The organism is Clostridium sp. UBA5988, from assembly GCF_002435615.1.
Classification (GTDB): Bacteria; Bacillota; Clostridia; order Clostridiales; family Clostridiaceae; genus Clostridium_J; species Clostridium_J sulfidigenes.
Genome location: NZ_DJBA01000057.1, coordinates 91001 through 103119, shown reverse-complemented (window position 1 = coordinate 103119; position 12119 = coordinate 91001). Strand labels below are relative to the sequence as shown.

Genomic DNA, 12119 nt, shown 5'->3' with positions numbered 1-12119 from the left:
AAAGTCAAAAATCGTTGACATATATTTTGATAATTCTTCATTATTTTTAGTTAGAATTTTAAATAAATAAATTTAACTAATAGTTATTTCAAATAATGCTAAATTATTCTAAAAAAAATATTATTATATACTTGGATATAAATTTATTTTTTTATGAATTTATAGAAACCTACAATAAAACAAAAAGGTGTGTGTGAAAATGGACGAAAAGAAAAATTTACTTTTAGATGCTCTATGTAACAGCGTCCTTGATATGGATGAAGATTTAGTAAGAGCTAAAGCTGACGAATACCTAAATCTAGGATATGATGCCTATGATGGAATAGCTTCTGGTTTAGCTGTAGGAATGGATAAGGCAGGAATTTTATATGAGGAAGAGGAGTATTATATTCCTGAGCTACTTATGTGTTCTGATGCTATGTATGCAGGTATGGATAAGTTTAGACCTCATCTAAAATTTGCTTCTAATGAGATAAAACATAAGGCTGTTGTGGGTGTAGTAGAGGGCGATACCCATGACATAGGTAAAAATTTATTCAAAATTATGCTTGAAACCTGTGGTTTTGAAGTATATGACCTAGGAAGAGATGTTCCTCCTATGGAATTCATAAATAAAGTAAAAGAAACAAAAGCTACATTAGTTGGAATGTCTACTTTAATGACTACAACTATGGATAATATGAAGGTAGTTATTGATATGTTAAATGATGCTGGACTTAGAGATGATGTTGTAGTCATGATAGGTGGTGGACCCATCTCTCAAAGCTTTGCAGATAAAATAGGGGCAGATGGTTATGAAGTAGAGGCTTCAAAGGCTGCTCGTTTAGCCAAAGACCTTGTTTCAAGGAGGAATGTAGCTAATGTTTAAAGATAAAATGACTCCTATGGAAAGGGCTATAGCAATTTCTCAAGGAAACACTATCGATAGAATACAATGCAATCCAAATCTTTCCAACGGTATCGCAAGGGTAGCAGGATTAAAAATTTCTGAGTTTAATCATAGTAGTAAAGCTCTATCCCATGCAGTTATAGAAACCTACAAAAGATTTGGTGGAGATGGTGCTAAAATATTTACAGATTTATTTATCATTTCAGAAGCCATGGGTGCAAAAATGAAATATCCAGAGGATAATACTGTAGACCTACTTGAACCAGCAATTAAATCTATAGATGAACTAAGTAAACTTACCCCTGTAAACCCATTAAAGGATGGAAGGCTTCCTATTCATATAGAAGCTATGAAAATCGTAAAAGATGCTATAGGTTCTGAAGTTCCTTGTAGTGCAGCAATAGTAGGACCATTCACTAATGCATGTTTCTTAATTGGTGTTCAAGAAATGACCAAACTCATGATAAGAAATCCTGAAGCCGTTCATAAACTATGCAAAATTTCTCTTGATAGTTGTATTTCTTTTGTGAAAGAATCTCTAAAACAAGGCGTTGGAATTAGCATCTGTGAACCTATGGCATCGTCCACTGTTATTAGCCCTACTCATTTCAGAAAATACTGTACGCCATATATGGAACAATTAGTTAACTTCATAAAAGATAAAGGTTCAACTCCTTCTGTTCATATTTGTGGAAAAACAGATCCTATTTGGCAAGATATAGTAGACTTAGGCTTCAGTGCATTTAGCATAGATAATGTAGTAAGCCTATCAAAGTGTAAAGAAACTATAGGAAACCAAATAAAAATCATGGGAAATGTAGATCCTTCTACTGTAATGTATAGTGGTACTCCTAATGAAGTTAAGGTAGCTACATTAATATGTATAAGGGATGGTTATGATAGTCCTAAAGGCTATTCGGTAATGTCTGGATGTGGACTTCCTGTTGAAACTCCTATGGATAATATCCATGCTATGCTGGATGTTACTAGAGAACTTGGATGGCCTATAGATCCAGAAAAAATAGATTTTCTTATTAAAAAGTATGGTGGTATTTAAATGTATCCTATTGGTTTATAAATGAGTTTTAAAATATTCAAAATTAAATCAGCGCTGAAATTTCCTTACATTGTTGAAAGTAATCTTTCTTATAACTATTAGGTAAGTTTCAGCGCTTAAATTACATGTAGTTTATTTATTATTTAAATGTAACTTTGACCAATCTTCAAAAAGTATATTAGCTGTAGGTTTAGCTTCTGGTACTCCATCTAGTTTTTTTTGTGCTACCATAAGGTTTTGTTCATAATCTATAGCATAAATTGCTGCATCTGATGCAATCTGACGTTGTATATCTCGATAAATTGCTTTTCTTCTATCTGCATCTACCTCTTCTGCCCCTACCTTCCATAAATTATCTACTTTAAAGTTAGTATATCCTATTTGATTATAGTAAGAGCCTGTTTCAAACATCTTTCTATAATCTTCTGGAGCTAATCCTAAAGAATATCCACTAATGTATAAAGCACATTCATCATCTTTACTATATAACTTGTTATAAAAATCTACATTTTCATAAGGTACTATGTCAACCTCTATATCTATGTCTTTCAATTGTTTCTGTACAATTTCTGCATACTCCTTATGAGCAAAAGCTTCTGTATTATATGCTAACTTAAGGTTATTTATAGCAACTCCGCTTTCTTCTATTAATGCTTTAGACTTCTCTATATCATGATTATATACTTCTACCTCATCTTCTATGTATAGTTCTGCCTCTTTAATTAAAATTGAATTCCCTTCTTCTACCTTCTCTGCACCTGATTCTCCATAGGCTGCAACTATCATTCCTTTTCTATCTAAAGCATAGGATAGTGCTTTTCTAAATACTATATTTTGCATTGAACTAACATTTTGATTAAAAACTATATAGTTTAATCTTCCTTGGCTAAAGGTATAAGATTGCAACTCTTCTCCCTTATAGGCTTTATCATATAATTCTGGGCTTGCTTTAACTATGGTTAACTCTCCCTTATTAAAAGCCTCCTCTGCAGCTTCTTCTGATGAAAATACTTTTATTGTTATGAAATCAGCCTTAGGACTTCCTGAATAATAATCATCATATTTTTCTAAAACCATACTATCTTCTTTAGTCCATTCTTTAAATTTAAAGGGCCCAGATCCTATAGGTGTCTTATTTCTCTCTGAAGTGGCAACTATATCTTCATTTTTATAAATATGCTTAGGAATAGGAACCACCTTGGAAAGATTATATAAAAACATTGAGTTCTCAACTGGAAGGGTTATTTTAATAGTTAATTCATCTAATTTTTCTGCTTTTATAGGCTTTTCATCTATAATTAAATACTCTTTTAAGGGTGAATCCTGATTCTCATCTAAAATCAGGTTTATTGTATACTCCAAATCATCTGCATTTATTGGTTTACCATCATGCCATTTTAGATTTTCCTTTAACTTAACAGTTATCTCCTTATTATCCTTAACGTCAACGGACTCTGCTAGATAAGTTTTAACATCTCCGTCTCCATAAGAAAAAAGTGGAGAATAAATTATATTAGACACTAGCTGAACCTCTCCTACATTGGTAAATGCAGGGTTTACTATTTCTGGTTTCTCTGTTACTGGAACAATTATATTTCCTCCAGCCGTAGTAGATATTTGCCCTTCATCATTTTTAGGACCTTTTAAATTACCGCACCCAGTAAAATTCATTATACTTATAATTATTAATAACATAGAAATCATTCTTTTAAGTTTCATAATGTCCTCCTTGATATAAAACATAAATTATTTTACTTTAGCTTTTGCACTTTAGACTAATTTTAAGCATAAAAATAAATTATTCTTAAAATAAAGGACTACTATGAAACCTACCCTGAAAAAAAGACTATCTCAAAACAAATTACATCTTATATTAGTAAATTGTTTTGAGACAGTTCTATAAACTTAATGGAATATTGAGTTTAAAATAAGTTAAATAAAATTATACTATAAACTTGGTTTACAAATAAATTCATCTATTTTACAATCTAAAATATTAGAACCATGAGACGTACGCATAATGATGGCAGTATCTACTCCTAGGCCTGTTCCCCCTAAAGCTATAATGGGCTCCATATATCCTATAGCACCACTATCTAAAGCCATTACTGCTATTTCAACTGCTACTTTAGTACCTTGACCTAACATACGTAGGGAGTATGCAATTATTTCTACAGGATTTACTCCTCCAAACTTACGTGAAAGTCCACGCTCTGCTCCACTAAGCACATGGGTTGTAGTTACAACCTTAATTCCTCTACTTTTAAATAATTCTAGTTTTTCTGCAGAAATTTCTTGAACTCCGGGTTCTTTAAACCCATTAACATGTGTAACACATACTATGTTTATTCCATCTATATCTAACTTAAGAAGCTCCTCTATAGTATTCCCTGTACTAGTAGGTACTACTATAGTCTTAATACTCCTTTTACGAGCCGTTTTTAATGCACTCTCTAATGTATCTTTAGTATTCTGTTTTCCTGGTTTTTCAAAATACATACTAACTTCCTCCCCAAATTACATATAATATATTTAAATTATAACATATATCCTCTTTGCTAATAATTCTATCCTAATTAAAATCCTTTAACTTAACGACTTTAAAATCAAAGTGTAAGCATTTTCTTTTATCTTTTCTATATCCATGGCTTCAAGGTTTAATGTAGAACAAAAATAATTTGAATATCCTAACATAGCACTTATAAATACATAATATTCATACTCTCTATTTTCTTGTGCTTTAACTATACCCTCATCTATTCCAACTTCCATTAACCTTCTTACAGCGTCAGACATTTCTTCCTTTCGCTTTATAAAAATTTGGTTACCTTCTTCTAAATATTGTCTTAGTTTATCTGTTTCAATACTTGATAAAGCCAGGATAAAGTTTGAGTTTTTGCTTCTAGAATTTTCTTCTATTAATTTAAATAAACCATAACATTTATTTTTAAATCCCTGAGCTTTATTAACTATGCTAAATACTTCATTAAATTGAATTTCTATATTATATATAATAGCCTTTGCTAGTATTTCTTCCTTAGACTTAAAATAATTATACAGGGTTCCTTTTCCTATACCAGCTGCTTCTGCAATATCAGCAGCTTTTACTGAATGAAGGTCTATGCCTTCATTAATAAGCTTTATTACAGCATTAAATATATCTATTTCTCTTTTACCATAGTTATTATCAAACATTTTTACCCTCCTCAACTTCTACTACTACTAAAGCCTTCCTATGCAATATGTCGTATATAATAGGAACAATAAATAATGTTAATAGTGTAGCATAGGTTAATCCTCCTATGGTCACAATAGCCATTGGTTGAATCATATCTGCTCCCATTCCTATTCCCATAGCAAGGGTTGAAAGTCCTAAAATAGTAGTTAATGCTGTCATAAGTATAGGTCTAATACGAGCTTTTCCAGTTTCAATTAAAGCACTTCTTTTATCCACACCCTGTAACCTTAATTGATTTACATAATCAACAAAAACTATACCATTGTTAACTACAATTCCTGCTAATACAAGAAAACCTAACATGGAAATCATACTTATCTCGAAACCAGTTATTACTAATGCTAAGAGTCCTCCTGTAAACGCTAGAGGTATAGTAATCATTACTATTAATGGTGATAATAATGACTGAAATTGAGCTACCATTATTAAATATATTAAAACAATAGCTAGTGAAATCATTTTTATTAAATCTCCTAAGGTTTCATTAATAGTTTCACTTTCTCCAGTAATATCTATGGTGTATCCCTCAGGTAATTTATAAGAACTTATTTTGCTTTCTACATCTCTACTGACAAGTCCAATATTGTGTTCATTGTCTATACCCGCAGTAACTGACATACTTCGTACTTGATTCTTATGATTAATAGAAGCTAATGCCTGGTCTTCTGAAATTGTAGATATATCCTTAAGGGATACTTCCTTTTCTTCACCATTAACTGTAGCTTTTATAGTATAATCCTTCAATGTTTCCCTTGTTAATTCTTCCTTCGACTCAGTTACAACTATTACAGGATATTCATTAGAGTTAATGGTAATATTAGTTGATTTAGTTTCATTCTTAATAGCTGTAGCCACTTGTTGATATACTTGTGCTACAGTAAGACCATATTTAAGTGCCTTATTTTTATCAACTGTAATTCTAGTCTCTTCTGATGCATCTTTTAGGCCATTTGATATATCAATTGTTCCTTCAGTGTTTTCTAAAATTCCTGTTAAATCAGTAGCTATCTCCTTAAGTTTATCTAAGTCATTACCTTTAACAAGAATTTCTATACCTGACCCACCCATAGCTGACATATCCATATTAGATGAATTTACAGTTATATCACAATTTAAGTCCTTTGTCTTTTCATCTATGCTAGTAGCCACTTGTTGACTAGTGTTACTTCTTTCGTCTTTTAAAATTATATACATAGATACAGCTTTATTACTACCATTACCACCTAAAATGCCCATGGAGCCATTTCCACCTTGCATAGCACCTACTGTTTTAACATCTGGTATTGTAAGGATTATATCCATTACTTTATTACTCATTTCTCTAGCATCTATGGTAGTACTTTCCTTAGGCATTTCTATTGATACCATTATCTCATTACTATCAACCTCTGGCATAAATGCTGTCCCCATAGAAAAAGCACTATAAGCACTAGAAATTAATAATACTACCACTAAACCTATAATTATAATCTTATGGTTAAGGGCTTTATCTAGTAACTTTACATAAATACCTACAATTTTATCAAAAAGTTTATGGGGCTTTTCTTTAGTATTGGTTAGCATAGTAGATGACATAGTAGGCACCAAGGTTAGGGCTATAATTAAACTAGCAATTAATGAATACGCAATTGTTAGTCCCATGTCAGTAAACAGTTGTCGAGATATTCCTTGAGTAAATACAATAGGTAAGAATACACAAATTGTTGTTAAAGTAGATGCAAATATTGCTCCTGAAACTTGAGCTGCACCATAAACGGCAGCCTTAGCCGAAGACATACCTTCACTTCTTAATCTATATATATTTTCAATTACTACAATGCTATTATCTACTAACATACCAACTCCCAACGCTAGTCCTGCTAAAGATATCACATTCATAGTAACTCCACTAAAATACATTAGACCTATTGCAAATAATAAACTTACAGGTATACTCATTGCTATAATAAATGTTGGTTTTATATCTCTTAAAAAAACAAGTAATATTACTATTGCAAGAATTCCTCCTAAAATTAAGTTATTTAATACAGAATTTATTACAATATCAATATACATTCCTTGATCACTAAGCTGATTTATATGCATATCTGGATTTTCTTTTAATAATTTTTTGATAGTTTTATTTATATCATGGGATACTTCAGCAGTGGAAGCTGTACTTTGTTTTTGGAAAGAAAGTAAAATACCATCATTACCATTAATTTTTGCATACATGTCATGGGAATTATTTATAAATCCTATATCTGCCACATCTTTAAGCTTTACTGTACCAATACCCTCTATATCCAAGGTTATCAATTCTAAATTTTCTATTTCATCTATATTTGAAAATTGGTCTCCTACCTTAACTAAATACTCATGTTTATTTTCTGTAATATATCCAGCTGGCATGGAAAAGTTTTCTGCTGCTAATATACTACTTAATGAACTTTGGGAAATCACTCCATCTAATCCTGCTTTTTTATAAGCATTTTCTTCTGCAATTTTAAATTCTTCTTTTCCTTTCTTAATAGCCTCTTCACTTTCTTCTAGTTGAAGTTGTGCCTTGGCTAACTCAGAGTTAAGGGTGGCCTTTCCAGCTTCTAATTGTTTTTCTCCCCCTATAATTTCTGATAACTTCTTCTCTAATTCCTTCTTTTGCTTTAAAATCTCTTCAATACTTTTATTAGTAGCTTCTAAAGTTATAGATAGTTGTGTTAATTTTAACTTTTCTTCTGCTGAAGTTTCTTCTCCTGCCTTTATTTGCTCTTCTATAACTTTCTCTAGATTTTCCTTTTCCTTTTTAATCTCATCACGCTTTTTTTCTAATCCTTCTTGACCTTGGATTAATAATTTTAACCCTTGCTCAACTTGAGATTTTCCGGAAGAAAGGCTCATACTACCTTCCAATAACTTTTCCTTCTGCTTATCACTTTCTTCATTAAACTTAACTTTACCATCTTGCAAAGCTTTTTCAGCTTTATCTAATTCTGCTTTAGTTTGAGATAGTTTTCCATCAATAGATTTAAGAATTCTATTATTAAGCTTATCTATTTTTTCTTGCTTCAGAGAGATTTGTAAACTTTCCTCAATTATCCCTGTACCAGAAACAGATGCTACTCCATCCAATCGTTCAAATTCAGGTATAATCTCCTCTGTTACTTTCTTTGATGTTTCAGTAATGTCTTTTCCATCAAAGTCTACACTAGCAACTACAATTGGTAGCATATCTGGATTTATCTTTATTAGCATAGGTGTCCCCACTTCATCATCAAGTTGGGATTTAACCATATCAACATTTCCATTCATCTCAATCATAGCGCTTTCCATATTAGTCCCTTGAGTAAATTGAATAATAACCATGCTTGAGTTTTCACTAGAAATACTATTAATTTCTTCTACTCCACTAGTAGTAGATAACACTTGTTCTAATGGCTTTGTTACAGTAAGCTCAACTTTCTCTGGGCTTGCACCAGGATAGGCAGTTATTACTGCTACATAAGGTAAATCTATACTAGGTAATAAATCAGTAGTCATTGACGTAAAAGATATAATTCCAAGAATAATAACCAGTACAACCCCTACTATAACTGTCATAGGTTTCTTCACGCTGAATTTTGATAACACTTTAGTACCCCCATTATTATTAAATTTAAATGACTGACCGTCCAGTCACCAGATATTATACCATATATTACATATAGCTACAATAAGTTCATGGCATTAAAAAGCTGCTTAAAAATAGACTAAATACTTACTAAAGTACTTAATCTATGTTCAAACAGTATATTCTCTTTATATATTTTTTAGGATGTATTATTCATAAATATTAAACTCAACAGTCACCTTAAATAAATCCCCATCTATACCTATTTCTAAAGTTCCATGATGAAGTTCTATTATGCTTTTTGCAATGGCTAAACCTAAGCCTGAGCCTTCTGTATTTCTTGATTCTTCTCCTCTTTTAAATCTTTCTGTAATCTCACTAGCATCAAAGTTTAATTCATAAGCTGATATATTTTTCATTGTTATATATACCTTACCATTTTCAGATTTTACATCTACATAAACTCTAGTGCTTTTTAGGGAATATTTTATAGCATTAGAAATTAGGTTTTCAAATACTCTCCAAATTTTTCTCCCATCAGCATTAATATATATTTTTTCTGATGGTATATTGGTTTTAAAATCTAAATTTGCTTCTTTAATTCTATTCTCTGCTTCTCCTAACGTCTGCTTTATTAAAGCATTTAACTCTATTTTTTCAAAATTTAACTGCATAGCTCCACTGGCAGCCTTTGAAGCCTCAAATAAGTCTTCTATTAATATCTTTAATCTTTGAGATTTTCTATCTAATACTTCTACATAGGCTCTTGCTTCTTCTGGTTCAATGCCCATTCTTTTAAGTAAATCTACATAATTAATAATTGATGTTAATGGAGTTTTAAGATCATGAGATACATTTGAAATAAGCTCTGTCTTCATTTTCTCACTTTTATTCTCATTTTCTATAGATTTTCTCAGTCCTTGCTTCATATTGTTTATACTATGAGCAAGATCTCTTAATGCTCCCTTACCCTCTTCTGATATATCATCATTAATTTTTCCTTCTGAAATAAGCTTAGCACCATTAGTTATTTTATTTAAATAAGCAAACTCTTTTACTAATTTATATATAACAATTGCTGTAGCAACTATATCAAAGCCAAGGGCAATAACTGCTCCTGCTGCTCCTACTATAACCATTAATATTAAAGATACACTAGTACAAATAGCTACATATACGCCTATAATCAGTACTAATTTTCTTCCTAAAGTACCTTTTTCCATAGCTATACATAAATGATTATAAAGTTTTACTCCATAACTATCCTTAAGAAGTGTATTCTCCTTATAATTTTGAAGTAAGGCTTTGATAATTAAGTAATAAGCTATCAAAATTAGTGTTACCACCATTATATTATTAATATTTATGGTGTATCTATATTCATTACTCCAATTATGTGTAAAAAACATATGATAAGATATCCATCCCATTAATATACCTAATAACTTAAATTCTAAAGGCATATTTTTCAATTTTTCTACTATTCTATTTGAATAGCATGGCTTAAATCTAAACTTTCTAAGGACAAAAATCATAATTACTAGCCCAAATAAGGAGGCTACCAAAATTCCTATTTCTGTATCTACAATAGAATTAGCTTGCAGAAATTTTTCATAGGTATTATATATGCTATCTCCAGCTACTAGTTTACTTGGGACTGCTACATATATATCCAAGTCTCCCTTTACTCTAAAACTCTCTTCATTAGTATAACTATTACCATTCTCATTATAACTATGTTTAACTACTACAGTAGCACCATAACCTTCCCTGTAGTTACCATATTCATTTACTTCCTTATCTTTAATAAGTTCTCCATTAATAAATATATTTTTATTTTCTACTCCGCTAGAAATATGATATTCTGAAAAATAGCCACTATTTTTCTTTAACTCTGCAACGGCATCCTTACCTTGTTTATAGTTGGTAAGCCATATGTCATTAGCTTTATCATAGGCAATGTACCTTAAATTTGAATAGCTATCCAAAGTCTTAATATACCTATTGTAATTCACCAATTTTTCTTCAACTATTAACTTTTTTAGTTCTTCATCACTATAATTGTACTTTTCCTCTATACTTTTATAGATAGCTTCTTCCTCTTTGTTAACCTTCTCTTCATCCCAATTGTTAGTGTATTTTTCATGTAACTTACTTCGCTCATTATCATACTCTTCTTGAATCTTCTTTCTTATAATTTCTTTTTTCCATTGAATTTCTTCCTGGGTTAAGTTTTTTATTTCCTTAATATAATCTTCTGTTTTATAAAGTTCCATTACTTCAAGAATCTTTTCTGTAAAAGAATTTATTTCACTTCCTAAAAATTTACTTCCATACAGACTTCTTTCATCAAAAATACCACTATTAACTCTAATATCTTTAAAAGAAATTAGGGATATGGAGACCATTACTACAGTTATTATAATAGCTATAGTCTTTGCTATTTTTATTCTTCTGCAGTCTTTTACCATTTCTTCATACTCTCTATCCTTTTCATCAACACTTGTCGATTTTGTATCCAATCCCCCACACCACCTTTAAATATTTTGGTTCCTTTGGATTAATTTCAATTTTTTCTCTAATCCTTCTTATATGCACAGCTACAGTATTATCTACATTGTAGCTAGTTTCATTCCAAACTCTTTCGTATATTTCTTCCATGGAAAATACTCTTCCTTTATTCTTAAGCAATAATTCTAAAATTTTAAATTCTATAGGTGTTAGTTTTATACTTTCACCATCTACAAATACTTCCTTATTTTTAGTGCTTAGTTCTAATCCCCCACTTTTTAAAACTTCCTTTTCTTCTTCTTTGTTAAAATTACCTAAGGTCACATATCTTCTAAGTTGTGATTTAACCCTTGCAATTAACTCCAAAGGATTAAAAGGTTTTGTTATATAATCATCTGCTCCCATATTTAACCCTAAGATTTTATCCGTGTCCTCTGACTTTGCAGAGATAAGAATTATTGGAATATTTTTTTCTTCTCTAATTTTAAGAGTTGCTCTAATTCCATCCATCCTTGGCATCATTATATCCATCAAAATAAGATGTATTTCCTTATCTACTAAAGCTTCTAAAGCTTCAATCCCATCACAAGCTCTATATATTTTTAATCCTTCGTTTGAGAGATATATTTCAATGGCATCTACTATTTCTTTATCATCATCAACTACTAATATATTGTAATTCATTGTACTTCCCTCCACTTCATATTAATTATACCATGACTTCTCTCAAGCTATACTTCTATATTACCCTTGAAATATTAAATAATTGTCTATATAAACCTTAAGAAATTCTTACAATATGTTCACATAATAAGAACAGTAGCTATGAAAATAATTC

At 30.6% G+C, this 12119-nt stretch carries 8 protein-coding genes; 2 read left to right on the top strand and 6 right to left on the bottom strand.

All coding sequences use genetic code 11. The features are described 5' to 3' along the window. Positions 1 to 199: 199 nt before the first annotated feature. Together B3J31_RS12860 and B3J31_RS12855 are read left to right on the top strand one after the other, a co-directional pair. Positions 200 to 868 carry a corrinoid protein gene (locus B3J31_RS12860; RefSeq protein ID WP_035132322.1) on the top strand — a complete coding sequence of 223 codons (669 nt, stop codon included), beginning with the start codon at positions 200 to 202 and terminating at the stop codon, positions 866 to 868. Then, entirely contained in the window at positions 861 to 1946 is a 1086-nt protein-coding gene (locus tag B3J31_RS12855; RefSeq protein WP_346874075.1) for a uroporphyrinogen decarboxylase family protein, read from the top strand. The genes B3J31_RS12860 and B3J31_RS12855 overlap by 8 nt, the downstream gene beginning before the upstream one ends. 132 nt (positions 1947 to 2078) lie before the next feature. On the opposite strand, the gene B3J31_RS12850 is transcribed toward B3J31_RS12855, so the two are convergent. The 6 genes from B3J31_RS12850 to B3J31_RS12825 all read right to left on the bottom strand — a co-directional run bounded on the left by B3J31_RS12850 (position 2079) and on the right by B3J31_RS12825 (position 11965). Further along, positions 2079 to 3665: an ABC transporter substrate-binding protein gene (locus B3J31_RS12850; RefSeq protein ID WP_150845962.1), complete on the bottom strand. Its 1587-nt coding sequence runs from the start codon at positions 3663 to 3665 to the stop codon at positions 2079 to 2081. A 228-nt stretch (positions 3666 to 3893) separates the two neighbouring features. Continuing rightward, a complete protein-coding gene (locus tag B3J31_RS12845) occupies positions 3894 to 4445 on the bottom strand; it encodes a pyruvate kinase alpha/beta domain-containing protein (protein WP_150845961.1) in 552 nt (183 codons plus the stop codon). Between the two features lie 87 nt (positions 4446 to 4532). Beyond that, positions 4533 to 5141, bottom strand: coding sequence for a TetR family transcriptional regulator (locus tag B3J31_RS12840; protein WP_150845960.1), 609 nt, complete (start codon positions 5139 to 5141; stop codon positions 4533 to 4535). Continuing rightward, a complete protein-coding gene (locus tag B3J31_RS12835; RefSeq protein WP_150845959.1) occupies positions 5134 to 8790 on the bottom strand; it encodes an efflux RND transporter permease subunit in 3657 nt (1218 codons plus the stop codon). The genes B3J31_RS12840 and B3J31_RS12835 overlap by 8 nt, the downstream gene beginning before the upstream one ends. Positions 8791 to 8979: 189 nt before the next feature. After that, positions 8980 to 11292: a HAMP domain-containing sensor histidine kinase gene (locus B3J31_RS12830; protein ID WP_346874074.1), complete on the bottom strand. Its 2313-nt coding sequence runs from the start codon at positions 11290 to 11292 to the stop codon at positions 8980 to 8982. After that, the gene (locus tag B3J31_RS12825; protein ID WP_346868128.1) at positions 11267 to 11965 is read right to left on the bottom strand and encodes a response regulator transcription factor; all 699 of its coding nucleotides are present in this window, start codon (positions 11963 to 11965) and stop codon (positions 11267 to 11269) included. Before B3J31_RS12825 ends, B3J31_RS12830 begins: the two co-directional genes overlap by 26 nt. Positions 11966 to 12119: the final 154 nt, after the last annotated feature.